This is a genomic window from Promicromonospora sp. CA-289599 (genome assembly GCF_050936155.1).
In the GTDB taxonomy this organism is placed as follows: domain Bacteria; phylum Actinomycetota; class Actinomycetes; order Actinomycetales; family Cellulomonadaceae; genus Promicromonospora.
The window spans coordinates 3,047,875-3,066,044 of sequence record NZ_JBNJNI010000001.1; the positions used below are offsets into that span (position 1 = coordinate 3,047,875).

The window sequence follows — 18,170 nt, forward strand, 5'->3', positions numbered from 1 at the left end:
GGCGGTGTCAGCCGCAGGGCCGGGAGCCGCGTAGTGGACACTGTGTCTCGTTCCGGTTTGCCCGGGCCGTGGGTCAGACTTGGCCGACTTGCCGCTGGGGAGGCACCTCTTGCTCGTTCGTACTCGTTCGCTCGCCGTCCTGACGGGCGTCGCGCTGACCGGAGCCGCACTGGTGGCCGGCTCGCTGACCGCACCCGCCGCCGCTCAGCCCTCCGGCGTGCTCGTGGAGGGGCGCGCGGCCACAGGGGTGGCGACGGCAGGGCTCGGCCGGGGCATCGAGGCCAACGTCCTGGCCGGTCCGACGGCGCGCGACGAGGATCGTCCGGCTGATCCGCCGGCGCCGCTGCCGGCGCTGGGCGGCGATCCGCTGCGCATGCCGGCGTCCTACCCGTACCAGCCGGAGCTGCGCGTCTTCCCGTCGGACGCAGCGGACGCCACCGAGCTGAACGGCACAGTCAGCCATGCGGACCTCTCGCCCCACCTGACCAGGTTGATGGAGCGGAGCGACCGGGTCTCCACCCAGGTGGTGGGCAGGTCGACGGAGGGGCGTGACCTCTACCTCGTCACCGTGACTGCGCCCGAGCGCCGGGCGGAGACGGCCCGGCAGACCGCGTGGCGCGAGGAGATCAGGGAGCGGCCGGACGAGGCCCTGCGGAACCGCGAGCTGCGCGCGGACTACAAGACGCCCATCTGGATCAGCGCGAACATCCACGGCGACGAGTGGGAGGGCACCGACGCCGCGCTGCGGGTCGTCGAACGCCTCGCCACGGCGGACGACGCCGGCACGAGGAGCATGCTGGAGCACCACCGGATCGTGTTCAGCCTCACGCTCAACCCCGACGGTCGTTCGCACGCGACGCGCTCGACGTCCCTCGGCCTCGACGCCAACCGCGACATGGTCACGCTCGCCACGCCCGAGGCGCGCTCGTACGTGCGCACCGTGCAAGCGGTGCAGCCGCTGTTCGCCGGTGACTTCCACGGCTACACCGACGTGCTCCAGGTCGAGCCGGCCGGCCCGCCGCACGGCGAGAACTACGAGTACGACCTCTTCCTCCCGCATGCCTACGCGATAGCCCGCCAGGTGGAGGACGACGTCGTCGCGGCCGAGATCGAGGGCAACACCTACTACGACCGGGACACGGGCGAGGTCGTGGCCGGGAACACGGGATCCGTCAAGATCCCCTACCGGGACACGCCGTCGGGCTGGGACGACTACCCGCCGGTCTTCACCGCGCAGTACGCGCTCTTCCACGGCGCCGTGGCCAGCACGGTCGAGCTGCCGCTCAAGCCGACGGGTGCCACCGCGCGCGCGGACGCGACGGTGAACACCGAGGTGGCGGCCACCGTCATGCGATCGATGATCGACTACGTCCACACCAGCTCGGACTCGATGCTCGCCGACCAGGCAGAGATGTTCCGCCGCGGGCTGGCCGGGGCGCCCAAGGTCGCGCTGACAGCCGAGAACATCGGCGCGGTCCCCGGACCGGACGAGTGGAAGCAGCTCTGGGACGAGGCCGACGACCAGGGCGCGGTACGCCTCCCGCGCGCCTACGTGATCCCGGTCGGCTCCGGCCAGCGGTCTGCGTCGGACGCCGAGGACCTGGTGGACGCGTTGCTGTTCCACGGCGTCGAGGTGGAGCGGCTGGCCGCACCCACGCGCGTCGCGGGCACCACCTATCCGTCCGGTTCCTACGTGGTGGACCTGCACCAGCCCCTGCGCGGGCTGGCGAACACGCTGCTCGCGCTCGGCTCGGACATCTCAGAGGATGTCCCGGCCATGTACGACGTCTCCGCGTGGTCGCCGGCCTACCTCTGGGGAGCGACGGTGGAACGCGTGGGCGGCACCGCCGACGGCCCGATCGGACCGACCGCGCCGGTCCGCCGTGGTGCTCCGCGCGGGAGCGTCCCGGACGGCGCCAGGTACGTCGCCTTCGACGTGGCAGGAGTGGGGGACCACCGCGCCCTGAACGACCTCCTGGGGCAGGGCGTGACCGTGCGGCTGACGGCGGACGGGCGAGCCGCCGTCGGCCCGCGTGGGCTGCGCGCGGCACGCGACGTCGCGGACCGGTACGACATCTCCTTCGAGACCGTCTCGCGGGCCGAGTACGCCGCGGGCGAGCTCGGCGAGGACCTGACCGTCGCGTACGCGGGCAACCAGGACGACCGGCTGTCGCTCCTCGCGCTCGGGTTCGACGACCTGGTGCCGGTCTCGGCGGCTCAGATCGAGGCGGGCGCGGCGAACGGCACCCCTACGGGGCTCGAGGACGCCGATGTGCTGTGGGTCGGTTCGTCGCTGGACCTGCGCGTGGGTTCGGCGGGTCACGAACACGTCCTCTCCTGGCTGCACGACGACGGCGCCATCGTCGGGCGCGGAGCGGGCGCGTTCGCGGCCGCGGAGTCGTACGGGCTGGTCAGCGGCACCGCGCTGACCGGTGACCCGGCGAGCAACGGCATCATCGCCACCAGCACCCCCGGCGAGGTGCTGGACGACCACGCGCAGGACCACGGCTTCGTCTACCCCGCCGTCTGGTTCACCGACCTGGGCGAGGAGACGACCACGGAGCTGACGTACGGCGGTTTCCGGGCCGGGTACTGGCGCCTGACCAGGGAACCGGACGGGCGGGGCTCCGTCATCGGGCAGGCTGCCGCGGTATCCGGCAAAGTGGGGCATGCGCGGGCGTTCGTGTTCGGCACCTCGGTCTTCTTCCGTACCCATCCCCGGGGCGGCCTGAGCCAGGCGGCGACGGCGATCCACTGGGCCGCACGGTGACTGCCGCGGAGTGACCACCGCGGAGGTCGGCCGCTACGCCGTCCAGCATTACCGGAGGTATGGGGAAAACCGGGTGCTACCGCTATCGTCTGCGGTGTTGTGTTCCTGAAGGCTCCGCGGTCCGCGGGTGCCGACGAGAGCCCCGACGCAGGAGCCCCCCTCGTGGGAGACCCGGAGCAGGAGAAGGTCCCGTGAGTGCCGACATCGACCCGACCGAGGCCATCCCTCAGGTCACGGCCGAAATGATCGCCAAGGCGGCAGTCCAACCGGCTGCGGCACCGTCCGCCGAACCCGCCGCCGAGCCGGCGCCCCGGTCGAGGCCCGGGTCCGCCGCCAAACCGACGGTGCAGCCGGTCGCGGAGCAACCGGCGGCTCCGGACGCCGTGCTCGGCGACCGGAAGGGCTCGTCAGCCTTCGCCTCCTCGGAGCCGTACGGCGATCGGCACGCTTCGGCGGGCCACATCGCGGCAGGGCACCTGTCCTCGCTCGTGCAGATCCCCACTGTCTCGTCGTGGGACCCGCAGCACGCCGACCACGAGTCGTTCGCCAGGCACCGGGCGGCGCTGGCCGCGTTCTATCCCCGCGTGCACGCCCTGCAGAGCGAGCCGGCGGGCGATCACGGCCTGCTCTACCGGTGGCCGGGCCGCGGGCGGCAGGACGTGCTGCACCCGTTCCCCGTGGTCCTCATGGCCCACCAGGATGTCGCGCCGGTGCGGGCCGCGGACTGGCCGACCAACCCGTTCTCCGGCGAGATCCGCGACGGGTTGGTGCACGGCCGCGGCACGCTCGCCGACAAGGGCGGGCTCGTGGCGCTGCTCGACGCGGTCGAGTCGCTGCTCGGCGAAGGCTTCGTGCCCGAGAGGGACATCTGGCTGTTCTTCGGCGCGGACCAGGAGGCGGCGGGCGAGACCGCGCAGATCGCCGTCCGGCGGTTGTACGAGCTCGGTGTGCGCCCCTGGCTCGTGGTCGACGAGGGCGGCGGCGTCGTGACGGACGCCTTCCCGGGGCTGAGCCGGCAGGCGGCGATGGTGGGTGTCGCGGAGAAGGGCCTCGTCGGCGTCAACCTGCACACCTCCGACGTCGGTGGGCACGCCGCGGTGCCCGGCAAGCAGTCGGCCACGACGCGTCTCGCCCGTGCGATCACGCGGGTCACCCGACGTCGTTTCACTGCGAGGATGAACGCGCCGACGGCGGAGATGCTGGCCCGCGTCGCGCCCGGCGTGAGCGGCGGGAAGGGGCTGGGCCTCAAGATCGCGACCAGGCTGGCCTCCGGGCCCCTGCGCAAGGTCGCCGCCTGGCTGCTCGCCGGAGGAGGCCCGGAGGCCGCGGCCCTGGTCCGCACGACCGTCGCGGTCACCGAGCTCCAGGGGAGCGCGGGGGCGAACGTGGCGGCGTCGTCGGCTCGTGCTCGCCTGGACGTGCGGGTGGCACTCGGCGAGACCGTGGACCGGACGGTTGCGCGGCTGCGTCGGATCATCGGGGACAAGAAGGTCGTGCTCGAGGTGGTGCAGAGCAGCGAGCCCAGCGAGGTATCGCCGACGGACAGCCAGCAGTTCGCACTGCTCAGCGAGGCGATCGGCGCGTCGTATCCCGACGCGGTGGTGGTGCCCCACGTGCTGCTCGCGGCCTCCGACTCACGCACCTTCACCCCCATCAGCGACCACGTCTACCGGTTCAGCCCGTTCGTTCTGTCGCGCGCTCAGCGGCAGTCGATTCACGGGGTAGGTGAGCATCTGAGCGTTGATTCCCTGGGTCGCGGCGTGCATTTCTATCGTGAGGTACTGCGCAAAATACCCGGCTGACCAGCACATTCAACAAATCGCCGAAACTGGACTAAGTTCTCCCTTTACACGGAAGAGGGAGACGTCCATGAGCAGCTCCGCCCTGCCGCCCGCGGTCCCGGGTGGGTCGCGTTCGCCGGTGTACGTCAACGTCCACACATACCCCGCGCAGCTGCAGTATCCGCCGCGGTCGTATCTGGTGTTCGCCGTGCTGGTGACAATCTTCTGCTTCCCGCCGACGGGTTTGGTCGCACTGGTGAGTGCGCTGCGCGTGAATGCCCTGTGGAAGGCGCAGGAGCACGACAAGTCCAGGAAAGCGTCGCGCCGTGCCCGCAACTGGGGACTCCTGTCGCTCGCGATCGGAATCGTCATGGTCGTCGTCGTGGTGTTCTGGTCGAGCATCAACTACCTCAACCTGTAGCAACTTCACCCCCAGTTCGCCACGTATCACACGATTGCCCCTCCTGCGCCGGCGGGACGAGCGGGTAAAGTGCGCGGCTATGAGTGCGACACGGCGCAAGGGCTCGCGGGGTGGTCGTGCTGCGTCTCGTGCTGGTGGTCCCCCCGCATCGAATGCGCTCACGTGGGCGGAGAGCCTCGCGGCCGGCGAGGCCGCGCCCGGGGCCAGCGCCCTCGAGTGGGCCGAGAGTCTCGCGCAGAGCGAGCCCGCACCGAGCCCCTGGGGCAGTGCCTCGGGTGCCGGTGCCTCGGGTGCTGGTGCCCCCGTGGATCCGCCGCCTGCCGACGAGACGACAGGCTCCCCGTGGGGACACGTGCCCGCGCCCGTCATCGCGGACGGCGAGAGCGACGGCGACGCCAACCCGTGGGGTTCTGTGGCGGCCGCAGAGCCCGCCGTGACGCGGGGCCGGGGCAAGAACGCGGGTGGCAAGAGCGCCGGTGCCAAGAGCGGCAAGGCCGTGAAGTCGCGGTCGAAGGGCAAGGGCGCGAAGTCCGGCACGAAGGGCGCGCCGAAGTCCGAGTCCGCGCCCACCCCGGCCGGCGGCTTCCCGCTGAGCCCTGCTCCGTTGAACCAAGGCCCGCTGAACCAAGGCTCGGTGGCGGAGGACGACTACCAGGTCGAGGCGCTGCCGGACGAGGCCGGTACGGTGCACCGCCCCGACCTGCCCGAGCCCGACGACGCCCTGCCTGCCGGGCCGAGCGAGCCGGAGCCGCGCAAGGCCGGGTCCCGGAAGCTCGAGTCCCGGAAGCCCGAGTCGCGCAAGTCAGAGTCCCGCAAGGCAGGCAAGCAGCGCCCCAAGGGCCGCTTGTCGGCCCCCGACACCGCGCAGCAGAAGCGGATCAAGCGAACCCTGAGCCGGGGTCTGCCCAAGCTGCTGGACAAGACGCTCGTGCTGGTGCTCGCCGGCGTGACCGCCGCCGCGCTGGGCCTCGGCACCGGCTGGGGGATGACTCAGTTCCAGGGTGACGACAAGGTTCTCTCCACCGCGGACGCCGCATCGTGCGCCCAGACGCAGATGGCGTGGACGCAGGCCGCCAACGCCCAGTCGGCGATGGTCGAGGACCAGCCCGACACCCTGCGCAAGGGATTCATCAACGCCCGCAACGCCCTGCAGGGCGTGACCCCGCCCGAGGCGATCGCGGGGGACTGGGCGGTCGCCTTCACGTACTACTCGACGGTCGCCAACAACATCGAGAAGGTGAACGCCACCGACGGCCCCGCGGTGAGCGACGCGGTCGGCGGTGCGCAGCAGGAGCTCGACACCGAGGCGATGGTCGCGGCGTCCCAGCGCGTGCAGGAGTTCGTGGCCTCCAACTGCCGCGGGTAGGCCTCCCGCGTGGTGGCGGGCGGGCGTCTGCGGGCAGGATAGGTCCGTGCTGCCTCCTGTGACCGACCGTGCCCTCGTCGACTCCCTCCATGACGACCTGGTCGCCTCCGACTACGACGTCGACGGCGTCGAGCGTCTGCTGGGCCCGGTGGCCGCGGCGGCGCTGCACCGCGAGCAGTCCCTGCCGGCCCGCCGGGCGCTGGCCGCCGCACTGGGCGCCCCGTCGTCGTCACGGCCCAGCCCGCCGGCGACCCTCGCCGGCCTGTTCCTCCTGGGCGGGGTCGTGCCGCGCGCGGCACTCGACCGGGCGCTGCCACGCACGGGGACCGCGGGTGCGGAGCGCCTCGGCCTGGTCGCCGCTCAGGGCACGGGGGACGACGACGACGTGCGCGCCGTGGTGGACCTGAGCCCCTACTCCTCGGTGGACGCCGTCGGCGACGCGAGCTGGTGGCTCGCCTCGGACCTCGGCGAGCTCGTCAGCGGGGGACGCCTGGCCACCGACCACGTGCTGGGCGCGGGCGGCGCCTCCCTCACGCTGGCGCAGGTGACCGTGCGTGGCTCGACGGGCAGGGTGCTCGACCTGGGCACCGGCTGCGGCATCCAGGCCCTGCACGCGGCGCGGCACGCGCAGCACGTGGTGGCGACGGACATCTCGCGGCGGGCGCTGGCCTTCGCGGCGTTCAACGCCGCGCTGAACACCCGGGCCGGGACGGAGCTGGAGCTGCGGCACGGGTCGATGCTGGAGCCGGTGGCGGGAGAGCGGTTCGACCTCGTCGTGTCCAACCCGCCGTTCGTGATCACGCCGCACGCCGGGGCGGCGGGGCGGGCGGTCGCCGACGCGCTCGGCGACTACGAGTACCGCGACGGCGGCAGGGCGGGCGACGACCTGGTGCGGGACCTGATCCTCGGCGTGGGCGACGTGCTCGCGCCGGGCGGCACCGCCCAGCTCCTCGGCAACTGGGAGCACCGCCGGGGAGAGCCGTGGACCGAACGGGTCGGCGCCTGGCTCGACGAGGCAGGCCTGGACGGCTGGATCATCCAGCGTGAGGTCCTCGACCCCGCCGAGTACGCCGAGACGTGGATCCGGGACGGCGGCACCACCGCCGACCGTGAGCCGGACGCCTGGGCGGCGGCCTACGGCGCATGGCTCGACGACTTCGAGTCCCGGGACGTCGAGGCGGTCGGCTTCGGGCTGGTGACCCTGCGCCGGCCGCTGTCCGGGCCGCCCACGCTACGGCGCCTGGAGGAGCACACGGGCTCGGTCCGGCAGCCGCTCGGCGCGCACATCGCCCGCAGCCTCGCGGGCCACGACTGGCTCGCCGCGCGGGACGACGCGGCGCTCGCGGCGTCGCGCCTCGTCACGGCCGCCGACATCACCGAGGAGCGCTACCTGACGCCCGGCGCCGCCGACCCGAACATCGTCATCCTGCGGCAGGGGGACGGCCTCGGGCGTGGCGTGCAGGCGTCTAGCCCGCTCGCCGCGCTGGTGGGCGCGTGCGACGGGGAGCTGTCGGTGGGGCAGATCGTCGGTGCGCTCGCGTCGCTGTTCGACGTCCCCGCCGACGACCTTGCCGGAGAGCTTCTCCCGGCCGTCCGTCGCCTGGTTCGTGACGGTTTCCTTGCAGAATGACGCAAGAACGCCATCACCCGCTCTGCCACCGGTGCTCCATCCGTTTCGCGGACGTAACTTTCGGTAGCGCGCACCGATAAATCTTGTTCAGAACAGAGACATCTGGTGCTATGACAGATATTTTCCACCGTGTGGAACTCGACATGCGGCACTTGAGGATGGTCGTCGCTGTTGCCGAGTCGGGCAGCGTCACAAAGGCGGCCGCTGCTCTCGGCATCGCGCAGCCGGCGTTGACTGCGCAGCTCAACCGCATCGACCGGTCGCTCGGCGGGAACGTGTTCGTCCGCGACCGCTTCGGTGCGCGCGCGACCGAGCTCGGTGAGCTGATACTGCGGCACGCCCGCGTGCTGCTCCCGGCGATGTCGGCCCTCGCCGACGACGCCGAGCGCCTCGTCAACGGCGACGTGGCAAAGGGTGAGACGGTCCGGGTGGCCATCACCGGCACCGCGCTGGGCGGCCTTTTCGTCAATCAGCTGCACATCGCGATACCCGGCGTCCAGGTCACCACAGCGATGCCCCATCTCGCGGACGACGTGGCGTCCCGGCTCGCGCGGGGCACCATCGACGTCGGGCTGGTCGGGATGTGCTCGGACGGGTCGCCGCCGTCCGCCGGCGAGGTCGCATGGACCCGGGTCTGCACCGACCCGATGTTCGTCCTCATCGACGAGCACCACCCGTACGCGGGCAAGCCCGAGGTCTCGCTCGCCGAGCTGTCCGAGGAGCAGTGGCTCTGCGTGCCCTCGCACGGCTGCTTCGAGGAGTGCTTCGTGTCGGCGTGCGTGCGCGCGGGGTTCACCCCGCAGGGCATGGGCGAGGCGGAGTGGACCACCGCCGTCGACCAGGTGCGGGCAGGGCGCGCCGTCGCGCTCGTGGAGCCCGGGCAGCTGGATCCGCCGGGCGTGGTGACGGTGCCGCTCGCCGGGGCGCCCCTGCGCCGTACCCACTACCTGGGCTGGCGCCACGACGCCGACCTGCGAGTGGACCTGGAGGCCGTCGAGGGTGCCGCGCACCGCGCGCACCGGGACGCAGTGCGGCGCAGTCCGCAGTACGAACAGTGGCTGGCGATGTACGGGATGCTCGGCTGACCAGTTTGCGCTCCATATGAAATTTGTATGACCTGAGTGTGATCTGTACGTGAGGTCCAACTGCTCCTAGGTTGAGCGCACGGGTGAATAGTCACCCCCAGGTGGTGTTTTCACCTGCTCTCCGACACAAGGAGTCGCTGAGATGAGTCGTACCTCCCTCCGGGGTCTCGCCGTGGCAACCGCCACCGTGGGCCTCTTTGCCGGCACCATCAACGCCGTCGCCGCCGCCCAGCCCGACACCGAGGCCGCCGCGGCGCAGTACGCCCCGGGCATGGTCGCGGCCATGGAGCGCGACCTCGACCTGAGCGCGGCCGAGGCCGTGGCTCAGCTCAAGGCGCAGGAGGCCCTGGCGGGAACGCAGCGGAGCCTGGAGAGGGCGCTGGGCGCGTCGTCCTACGCAGGCGCGTGGGTCGAAGGCGTCGACGAGCTGCACGTCGCGGTGACCGACACCGCCGACGCCGCGGCGGTACGGGCGGCCGGGGCGACCCCGGTGACCGTGAAGAACTCGCTCGCGGCGCTCGACTCATGGACGGCGGACCTGGACGGTGCGCTGTCCGAGTCCGACGTGACCTCGTACCACGTGGACGTGGAGACCAACGAGATCGTCATCTCTGTCGTAGACGGCGCCAAGGCGGACGTCGCTGCCGCGGTCGCCGAGGCGGGCGTGCCCGCCTCCGCCGTCTCGCTGGCGACCGCAGCGGAGCGGCCCAAGACGCTGATCAACGTGGTCGGCGGCAACGCCTACTTCATCGGCGGCTCCCGCTGCTCGGTCGGCTTCGCGGCCACCGGCGGCTTCGTCACCGCCGGCCACTGCGGTTCGCGTGGTGCGACCACCAGCCAGCCGAGCGGCACCTTCCAGGTGTCCTCGTTCCCGGGCAACGACTACGCCTACGTGAACACCGGTTCGGACGACACCCCGGTCGGCGCCGTCAACAACTACAACGGCGGCACCGTGAACGTCTCGGGCTCGTCGGCGGCCGCCGTCGGCGCCACCGTCTGCCGCTCGGGCTCCACGACCGGCTGGCACTGCGGCACCATCCAGGCCCTCAACGCGACCGTGAACTACTCCCAGGGCAGCGTCACCGGACTGATCCGCACGAACGTGTGCGCCGAGCCGGGTGATTCGGGCGGCTCGCTGCTGGCCGGCTCGCAGGCCCAGGGCATGACCTCGGGCGGCAACGGCAACTGCTCCTCCGGCGGCACGACGTACTTCAACCCCGTGGGTGAGGCGCTGAGCGCGGCGGGTGTCTCGCTCGTGACCCGTTGACCCGGATGCGCTAGGCGCACCTCGGTCGGTGGCCCGGGGGGCGGGTAGGGGAATGTTCCTACCCGCCCCCCGGCATGCCCGCATATTGCTGCGATATGTCCCAATCGGTATCTGGGAGTTTCCTGGACACGACCCTACGCTTTGCCGCACTGGGTGAATTCATTGCCCCGACGACAAGGAGTCGCTGGACATGAGACGCACATCCTTCAGAGCGATCACCGTGGCTACAGCCGCTGCGACGCTCCTCGCCGCCAGCATCACCGCTGCTACCGCAGGCACTGCCGCCGGTTCCGACAAGTCCGACGTGGCCGGCTACGCGCCGGGCATGGTCGCCGCGATGGAGCGCGACCTCGGGCTCACCACGGCACAGGCAGTGACCCGCCTCAAGACCGACGAGTCGCTGTCCGCGAAGCAGCACACCATCGTCAAGGCCCTCGACAAGGGCTACGCGGGGGCGTGGGTGGACGGCAGCGAGCTGTTCGTCGCCGTCACCGACAAGGCGGGAGCCGCCGAGGTCCGTGCCGCCGGTGCCAACGCAGTCACCGTCGACAAGTCGCTGAGCCAGCTCGAGCGGCTGGCCACCAAGGCCTACCGGGCGGCTCCGGACGCCAAGGTCGCCGCCGCCTACGTGGACGTCGAGTCCAACTCCGTGGTCATGGAGGTGGCGAAGGGCTCGAAGGCCGCCGTCGCCGCCGCCGTCGCGCGGGCAGGCCTCTCCGCGGGCTCCGTCTCCGTGGTCGAGGTCGCCGAGCTGCCTCGCACCCTCATCAACGTGATCGGCGGCAACGCCTACTACATCGGTGGCGGACGCTGCTCGGTCGGCTTCTCGGTCACCGGTGGCTTCGTCACCGCCGGCCACTGCGGTTCGCGTGGTGCGACGACCAGCCAGCCGAGCGGCACCTTCCAGGTGTCCTCGTTCCCGGGCAACGACTACGCCTACGTGAACACCGGTTCGGACGACACCCCGATCGGTGCGGTCAACAACTACAACGGCGGCACGGTCAACGTCTCGGGCTCGTCCCAGGCCGCCGTCGGCGCGTCCGTCTGCCGCTCGGGCTCCACGACCGGTTGGCACTGCGGCACGATCCAGGCGTTCAACGCCACGGTGAACTACGCCGAGGGCAGCGTCTCCGGCCTCATCCGGACCAACGTGTGCGCCGAGCCGGGTGACTCGGGCGGCTCGCTGCTGGCCGGTTCGCAGGCCCAGGGCATGACGTCGGGCGGCAACGGCAACTGCTCCTCCGGCGGCACCACGTACTTCCAGCCGGTGAACGAGGCGCTCAGCGCCGCGAGCGTGACGCTGATCACCGGCGGCGGTGGCACCACGCCGCCTCCCGGCTGTGCCAGCCAGGAGACAGCGTTCAGCGGTTCGCTGAGCAGCGGCGCCTTCACCTACAAGCCGAGCAGCAGCGGCTTCTCGTCCGGGTCCGGCACCATCACGGGCTGCCTCGACGGCCCCAGTGGTGTCGACTTCGACCTCTACCTGCAGAAGCGCTCGGGCAGCGGCTCCTGGTCCACCGTCGCGCAGGGCATCACCGCCGCACCCGACGAGAGCGTGAGCTACTCGGGTACGTCCGGCACGTACCGCTGGGTCGTGGACTCGTACTCCGGCTCGGGTTCCTACACGGGCGGGTACTCGACGCCTTGATGGCGGGACGCAGGGCTTCCTGACGCCCGACTGTCGGAGTAGAGCGCCTGTCCGAGTCTCCCGGGCATCACCGGGGAGACTCGGGCAGGCGCTCTACTTCGGCCAGTCGGCGTCTACGGGCGCGCCGTCGACTGCCGGACCAGGAGCAGGAGCGCGAACGCGCCGAGCGTCACGGCCACCACGCCGAGCATCCCGCCCATGTAGGCGGTCAGGTCGCCGCCCAGCGGCAGGCCCCATCCGTCGCCCCGCACGCTGCCCAGGGCGCCGACCGCGAGCGCTCCGGTGCCGACCGCGCCGAGCAGCAGCAGTGCGGCCGCGCCGGACGTCCCGTGCTGCGGCCCGTCCTGCGGCGCGTCCAGGGACGACGGCGAGCTCAGCGCGCACACCCCGGCGCCCCAGGCGAGCACCACGAGGATGGCGGCGACGACGTCGGAGGGCCGGTGCCACTGGCCGATCAGCGTCGACATCCCGGTGGCCGCCGTGTAGGCCGCGCCGGCCACCGCCACCACGGGCCGCCAGCGCCGGGGGACCGCGATGAGCAGCCCCACCGCGATGGACGCCGCCACCGTCGTGTGCCCGCTGGGCAGGGTGTTGATGTCCGCTCGCGGTACGTCGAGCAGCGCGGGCCGGTCGAGCACCGCGTGCTTGAGCACCTGCGTGGTGAGGTTCGAGCCGCCCACCAGGATCGCGACCTGCACGGCGAGCCACCAGCGGCCGCGGGCCAGCGCGAGGATCACGGCGGCCGCCAGGCCCAGGCCGATGAACGAGTTCGACACCACTCCGAGCACCGGTTCGGCGAGCTCCCAGAGGGTGTTCTGGCCGCGGGCGGCCCCCTCGAGCGCGAGCTGGTCCGCGCGCTGGCCGAGGGGTGACGCGACGAACGTGTCCCATGTCGCCCACACCGCCCAGAGCGCGAGCACCGCCACGACCACGGCGGTGATACGGGGTACCAGCCGGGGCCGGCGCCTGGGTATCCGGGGACCCGCGTAGCTGGTGCTGCTCTCGTCCCGATGATCGGGCAGCGGGAGGGTCTGGTCCGTCATGGCCCCCACCGTAGAGGAGTCTGCTGAAGAGACGGTGTGTCCGGTGTAACGCTCTGTTGTTCATCACATCTCGGCACGCCGCTGATCACGCCACGGGTGAAAATCACCACGGTCATGCGGGACCGCCGGGCAAGCGGCTGTCGGCCCGGATAGGGTGCGAGCCGTTGTGTCTGGCGTACCGTGAACTCTCCGACGGCGCCAGTCGCCCTCCCCAGACCCCGCAGGAAGCAGGCAGGACCGGATGTCCCAGGCACGCAAGCTCGTGATCGTGGAGTCGCCCACGAAGGCTCGAAAGATCCAGAGCTACCTCGGCGACGACTACGAGGTCGAAGCCAGCGTCGGGCATATTCGCGACCTCCCGCAGCCCAAGGACCTGCCGGCGGAGATGAAGAAGGGCCCGTACGGCAAGTTCTCGGTCGACGTGGACAACGGGTTCGACCCGTACTACGTGGTCCACGCGGACAAGAAGAAGAAGGTCAGCGAGCTCAAGAAGGCTCTGAAGGACGCCGACGAGCTCTTTCTCGCGACCGATGAGGACCGCGAGGGCGAGGCCATCGCCTGGCACCTGATCCAGGAGCTCAAGCCCAAGGTCCCGGTCAAGCGCATGGTGTTCCACGAGATCACCCGCGACGCGATCCTCCGCGCCCTGGAGAACACCCGGGAGCTGGACCAGGACCTCGTGGACGCCCAGGAGACCCGGCGCATCCTCGACCGCCTGTACGGCTACGAGGTGTCGCCGGTGCTGTGGCGCAAGGTGCGTCAGGGACTGTCGGCCGGTCGTGTGCAGTCGGTGGCGACGCGTCTGGTGGTCGAGCGGGAACGCGAGCGTATGGCGTTCGTCTCAGCGGACTACTGGGACGTCGCGGGTACCTTCGCGGTCTCGGACGACGACGGCGCAGCCTCCGGACAGCCCTCCTTCCGCGCCCGGCTCACCCAGCTGGCAGGCGCCAAGGTCGCCTCGGGCCGTGACTTCGACGACCGCGGGCGGCTCAAGGTCCGCACGGGCGTGGTGCAGCTCGACGAGGCCACCGCGACCGCCGTCGTCTCCGGGCTCCAGGCCGCCGACTTCTCCGTCCGCAGCCTGGAGACCAAGCCGTACACGCGCCGTCCCGCGGCGCCGTTCACCACCTCCACCATGCAGCAGGAGGCGGGCCGCAAGCTGCGGATGTCGTCGCGTCAGGCGATGCGCACCGCGCAGGGTCTGTACGAGAACGGCTACATCACGTACATGCGTACCGACAGCCCGTCGCTGTCGTCGGAGGCCACGAACGCCGCGCGCCGTCAGGCGGCCGAGCTGTACGGCCCCGAGTACGTGCCGGGCGCGCCCCGTCTCTACCAGTCCAAGTCGAAGGGCGCCCAGGAGGCGCACGAGGCGATCCGCCCCGCCGGCGACTCGTTCCGCACCCCCGCACAGGTCGCGGGCGAGCTGAGCGGGGACCAGTTCCGGCTCTACGAGCTGATCTGGAAGCGCACCGTCGCGTCGCAGATGGCCGACGCGAAGGGCTCGACGGCGTCCGTCCGGCTCGGCGCGACGATCGTCGGCGGCGAGCAGGACGGCAACGAGGCGGTGTTCTCGGCCTCGGGCACGGTGATCTCGTTCCGCGGGTTCCTCGCGGCCTACGAGGAGAGCGCGGACGCCGACACCGAGGCGGCCGAGGGCGCCGCGGCGGCGAAGGAGACGCGCCTGCCGACGATGTCCGAGGGCGACGCGCTGGTCGGCACCGACCTCGCCGCCGACGGGCACTCCACGGCGCCGCCCGCACGCTACACGGAGGCGTCGCTGGTCAAGGCGCTGGAGGAGCGCGGGATCGGCCGCCCCTCCACCTACGCCGCGACCATCTCGACCATCCAGGACCGCGGCTACGTGATCACGCGCGGCCAGGCACTGGTGCCGACGTGGCTCGCGTTCGCCGTGATCCGCCTGCTGGAGGAGCACTTCGACCGGCTGGTCGACTACGACTTCACGGCCACCATGGAGGCCGACCTCGACCAGATCGCCGCCGGGTCGCGGGAGCGGGTCGCGTGGCTCAAGGAGTTCTACTTCGGCGAGGCCCCCGGCAACCTCGGCACCTCCGACGAGCTCGGTGTGGACAGCGACGGCGGCGGTCTGCGCGCGCTCGTGGCGAACCTCGGCGAGATCGACGCCGCCGCGATCAACTCCGTGGACATCGGCGAGGGCATCCGTGTGCGGGTGGGCCGCTACGGCCCGTACATCGAGGACCTCGCGGCCGAGGTCGAGGAGGGCAAGACCCCGCCCCGCGCCTCGGTGCCCGACGACGTCGCGCCCGACGAGCTGACCGTCGCCAAGGCGCGCGAGCTGCTCGCGGCGGGGGCCGACGACGGCCGCGTCCTCGGCATCCACCCCGAGACCGGCAACCCGGTCATCGCCAAGAACGGCCGCTACGGCCCGTACGTCACGGAGCAGATGCCGGAGCCGGACCTCGACCCCGGCCTGTCGGCCGCGGCGAAGAAGCGCGCTCTGGCCGCCCTGCCCAAGCCGAAGACCGCGTCGCTGCTCAAGACGCAAGCTCTCGACTCGGTGACGCTCGAGGACGCCCTGCAGCTCATGTCGCTGCCGCGCGTGGTCGGCACCGACCCGGAGTCGGGCGACGAGATCACCGCGCAGAACGGCCGCTACGGCCCGTACCTGAAGAAGGGCACGGACTCGCGCACCCTGCCGTCCGAGGAGGCCATGTTCACGGTCACCCTCGAGGAGGCGCTGGAGATCTACAAGCAGCCCAAGCGGGGGCGCGGGCGCACGGCCACCCCGCCGCTGCGCGAGCTCGGGGACGACCCCACCAGCGGCAAGCCGATCCAGGTCAAGGACGGCCGCTTCGGTCCGTACGTGACCGACGGCGAGACCAACCGCACCCTGCCGCGTGACGTCACCCCGGAGTCGGTCACCGCGGAGCGCGCGATCGAGCTGCTCGCGGAGAAGCGTGCCCAGGGCCCGGCCAAGAAGCGCACCACGCGGGCGACGGCGGCCAAGAAGCCGGCGGCGAAGAAGGCCCCGGCCAAGAAGCCCGCCGCCAAGAAGGCGTCGAGCTCGAACAAGTAGCCGTGCCGGGCGCGCGGGTCGCTCCGGCGGCGTGCACGCCCGACACGTTTCTCGGCCGGTGGGTGTCGGTGGGCGCGGTTAGGGTTGCCGCGTGAACGAACCGGGCTACTTCATCTCCTTCGAGGGCGGCGAGGGCGTCGGCAAGTCGACCCAGTCCCGCCTCCTCGGCGACTGGCTGGCCGACCTGACCGGCCGCGAGGTCGTGCTCACGTTCGAGCCCGGTGGCACCGAGCTCGGCAAGGAGCTGCGGGCGGCGGTCATGCACGGCCTGGACATGGGCCCGCGCGCCGAGGCGCTGATCTACGCGGCGGACCGCGCCCACCACGTGGAGACGGTGGTACGGCCGGCACTGGACCGCGGCGCGGTGGTGATCACCGACCGCTACCTCGACTCGTCCGTCGCCTACCAGTCCGGTGGCCGCGACCTGCCGGGCCACGAGGTGGAGCATCTCTCCCTGTGGGCGGCGAAGGGCCTGCGGCCGGACATCACGATCCTGCTCGACCTCGAGCCCGGGGCAGCGGCGGTCAGACGCGCCGGGGCCGACGGCAAGGGCGCCCTGGACCGGCTGGAGCGTGCGGGCCTCGAGTTCCACACCCGGGTCCGGGACACGTTCCTCCAGCGCGCCGCGGCGGATCCGGAGCGCTGGGTGATCCTTGACGCGGCCCTGCCGATCGACGACATCCAGGCACAGATCAGGGTGGACATCTCTGCCCGGCTGGGTTTCACACCGGTCGTCGCCGAGGCGGGTGCCCTCGCCGAGGCAGCCGCCGTCGCAGAGGCCGATGCCGCCGCCGAGTCCCTCGGCGAGGACCGCTCATGACCGTGTGGGACGACGTCGTCGGGCAGGAGCATGCCGTCGCCGCGCTCCAGAGCGCCGTGGCGAACCCGGTGGCGATGACGCACGCGTGGCTGGTGACCGGCCCGCCGGGCTCCGGACGGTCGGTGGCCGCCCGCGCCTTCGCGGCGGCGCTGCAGTGCCCCCAGGGCGGCTGTGGCGTGTGCCAGGCGTGCACCACGACCATGGCGGGCACCCACCCGGACGTGACGTTGCTGGCCACGGAGAAGGTGGTCATCGCGATCGACGAGGTGCGGGACCTGATCATGACCGCGTCCCGGTCGCCGTCCGGCGGGCGCTGGCGTGTGATCGTGATCGAGGACGCCGACCGCATGGCGGAGCGCACCACGAACGTCCTGCTCAAGACGATCGAGGAGCCCCCGCCGCACACGGTATGGGTGCTGTGCGCGCCGTCGGTCCAGGACGTGCTGCCGACGATCCGGTCGCGCTGCCGTGCGGTGGTGCTGCGCGTGCCCCCGCCGCAGGCGGTCGCCGACCTGCTGGTGCGGCGCGACGGAGCCGACCCGGCGATCGCGCTGAGCGCCGCCCGTGCGGCGCAGAGCCACGTCGGCCTCGCGAAGCGGCTGGCGCGCGACGCCGGGGCGCGCGAGCGGCGTACCGCCGTGCTGAGCATCGCCCGGCGCATCCGCGGGGTCGGGGACGCGGTGCTCGCCGCCGGTGAGCTCGTGGACGTGGCCAAGGCGGAGGCCGTGTCCGCCACCCAGGAACGGGATGCGGCCGAGAAGGCCGAGCTCATGCGTGGCCTGGGTGTGGCGGACGGCGAGACGCTGCCGCCGCGCCTGCGGTCGCAGCTCAAACAGCTGGAGGACGACCAGAAGCGGCGCGCGACGCGGCATCAGCGCGACGTGCTCGACCGCGCCATGGTGGACCTGCTCTCCCTGTACCGGGACGTGCTCGTGGTTCAGCTCGGCGCGGAGGTCGACCTCGTGAACGCCGAGCTGGCGGAGACGGTGCGCCTCCTGGCCGCCGACTCCACCCCGGAGCAGACGGTGCGCCGGATGGACTCGATAGGCGTGGCCCGTACCCGCCTGGACGGCAACGTCGCCCCGCTGCTCGCGCTCGAGGCGATGGCGATAGCCCTGCGCCCGCAAGGCTGACCGCCGGGTGGTCCAATCACCTGTGCGGACCTGACCTGTGAAGATTTGGCGCGGGTGAAGTTGAACCACCCAGGCAGATTGTCCCTATTGGCGTCCGTGGTTAGGCTGCGTGGCGCCCCCAGAGCTTTTCCGTGCGACAAGGAGTCCA

General features: G+C 71.8%; 12 protein-coding genes. 11 read left to right on the top strand and 1 reads right to left on the bottom strand.

What is annotated here, in order from left to right:
• The first annotated feature begins 109 nt into the window (after positions 1–109).
• From ACQEVI_RS13515 to ACQEVI_RS13550, 8 genes are all read left to right on the top strand, one after another.
• Entirely contained in the window at positions 110–2,770 is a 2,661-nt protein-coding gene (locus ACQEVI_RS13515; RefSeq protein ID WP_432899497.1) for a M14 family zinc carboxypeptidase, read from the top strand.
• 191 nt (positions 2,771–2,961) lie between these two features.
• Positions 2,962–4,572 carry a M20/M25/M40 family metallo-hydrolase gene (locus ACQEVI_RS13520; protein WP_432899500.1) on the top strand — a complete coding sequence of 537 codons (1,611 nt, stop codon included), beginning with the start codon at positions 2,962–2,964 and terminating at the stop codon, positions 4,570–4,572.
• 67 nt (positions 4,573–4,639) lie between these two features.
• Positions 4,640–4,972 (top strand): CD225/dispanin family protein, encoded by a 333-nt coding sequence (locus ACQEVI_RS13525; protein ID WP_432899503.1) that lies wholly within the window; start codon positions 4,640–4,642, stop codon positions 4,970–4,972.
• Positions 4,973–5,051: 79 nt separating this feature from the next.
• Positions 5,052–6,338 (top strand): hypothetical protein, encoded by a 1,287-nt coding sequence (locus tag ACQEVI_RS13530; protein WP_432899506.1) that lies wholly within the window; start codon positions 5,052–5,054, stop codon positions 6,336–6,338.
• Between the two features lie 46 nt (positions 6,339–6,384).
• The gene (locus tag ACQEVI_RS13535; protein WP_432899508.1) at positions 6,385–7,968 is read left to right on the top strand and encodes a DUF7059 domain-containing protein; all 1,584 of its coding nucleotides are present in this window, start codon (positions 6,385–6,387) and stop codon (positions 7,966–7,968) included.
• A 143-nt stretch (positions 7,969–8,111) separates the two neighbouring features.
• Positions 8,112–9,053, top strand: coding sequence for a LysR family transcriptional regulator (locus tag ACQEVI_RS13540; RefSeq protein ID WP_432899511.1), 942 nt, complete (start codon positions 8,112–8,114; stop codon positions 9,051–9,053).
• Positions 9,054–9,195: 142 nt separating this feature from the next.
• Complete coding sequence (locus ACQEVI_RS13545; RefSeq protein ID WP_432899513.1) at positions 9,196–10,320, top strand: S1 family peptidase; 1,125 nt, start codon at positions 9,196–9,198, stop codon at positions 10,318–10,320.
• 190 nt (positions 10,321–10,510) lie between these two features.
• Complete coding sequence (locus tag ACQEVI_RS13550; RefSeq protein ID WP_432899516.1) at positions 10,511–11,968, top strand: S1 family peptidase; 1,458 nt, start codon at positions 10,511–10,513, stop codon at positions 11,966–11,968.
• A gap of 113 nt (positions 11,969–12,081) precedes the next feature.
• Here the strand turns inward: ACQEVI_RS13550 and ACQEVI_RS13555 are convergent, their stop codons facing one another.
• A complete protein-coding gene (locus ACQEVI_RS13555) occupies positions 12,082–13,011 on the bottom strand; it encodes a phosphatase PAP2 family protein (protein ID WP_432899519.1) in 930 nt (309 codons plus the stop codon).
• A gap of 241 nt (positions 13,012–13,252) precedes the next feature.
• On the opposite strand from ACQEVI_RS13555, the gene topA reads away from it, so the two are divergent.
• The 3 genes from topA to ACQEVI_RS13570 all read left to right on the top strand — a co-directional run bounded on the left by topA (position 13,253) and on the right by ACQEVI_RS13570 (position 18,022).
• Positions 13,253–16,069 carry a type I DNA topoisomerase gene (gene topA / locus ACQEVI_RS13560; RefSeq protein ID WP_432899522.1) on the top strand — a complete coding sequence of 939 codons (2,817 nt, stop codon included), beginning with the start codon at positions 13,253–13,255 and terminating at the stop codon, positions 16,067–16,069.
• Positions 16,070–16,160: 91 nt separating this feature from the next.
• On the top strand, positions 16,161–16,889 hold the full coding sequence (gene tmk / locus ACQEVI_RS13565) for a dTMP kinase (RefSeq protein WP_432899525.1): 729 nt from the start codon (positions 16,161–16,163) through the stop codon (positions 16,887–16,889).
• Positions 16,886–18,022, top strand: a complete 1,137-nt coding sequence (locus tag ACQEVI_RS13570; protein WP_432899528.1) for a DNA polymerase III subunit delta' — start codon at positions 16,886–16,888, stop codon at positions 18,020–18,022. The genes tmk and ACQEVI_RS13570 overlap by 4 nt, the downstream gene beginning before the upstream one ends.
• Positions 18,023–18,170 lie beyond the last annotated feature (148 nt).

Bases quoted from the DNA above. Each gene is read 5' to 3' on its own strand.
- ACQEVI_RS13540 (WP_432899511.1), top strand. From the start codon at position 8,112: ATGCGGCACTTGAGGATGGTCGTCGCTGTTGCCGAGTCGGGCAGCGTC.
- ACQEVI_RS13530 (WP_432899506.1), top strand. From the start codon at position 5,052: ATGAGTGCGACACGGCGCAAGGGCTCGCGGGGTGGTCGTGCTGCGTCT.
- ACQEVI_RS13570 (WP_432899528.1), top strand. From the start codon at position 16,886: ATGACCGTGTGGGACGACGTCGTCGGGCAGGAGCATGCCGTCGCCGCG.
- ACQEVI_RS13545 (WP_432899513.1), top strand. From the start codon at position 9,196: ATGAGTCGTACCTCCCTCCGGGGTCTCGCCGTGGCAACCGCCACCGTG.
- topA (WP_432899522.1), top strand. From the start codon at position 13,253: ATGTCCCAGGCACGCAAGCTCGTGATCGTGGAGTCGCCCACGAAGGCT.
- ACQEVI_RS13555 (WP_432899519.1), bottom strand. From the start codon at position 13,011: ATGACGGACCAGACCCTCCCGCTGCCCGATCATCGGGACGAGAGCAGC.
- ACQEVI_RS13525 (WP_432899503.1), top strand. From the start codon at position 4,640: ATGAGCAGCTCCGCCCTGCCGCCCGCGGTCCCGGGTGGGTCGCGTTCG.
- ACQEVI_RS13550 (WP_432899516.1), top strand. From the start codon at position 10,511: ATGAGACGCACATCCTTCAGAGCGATCACCGTGGCTACAGCCGCTGCG.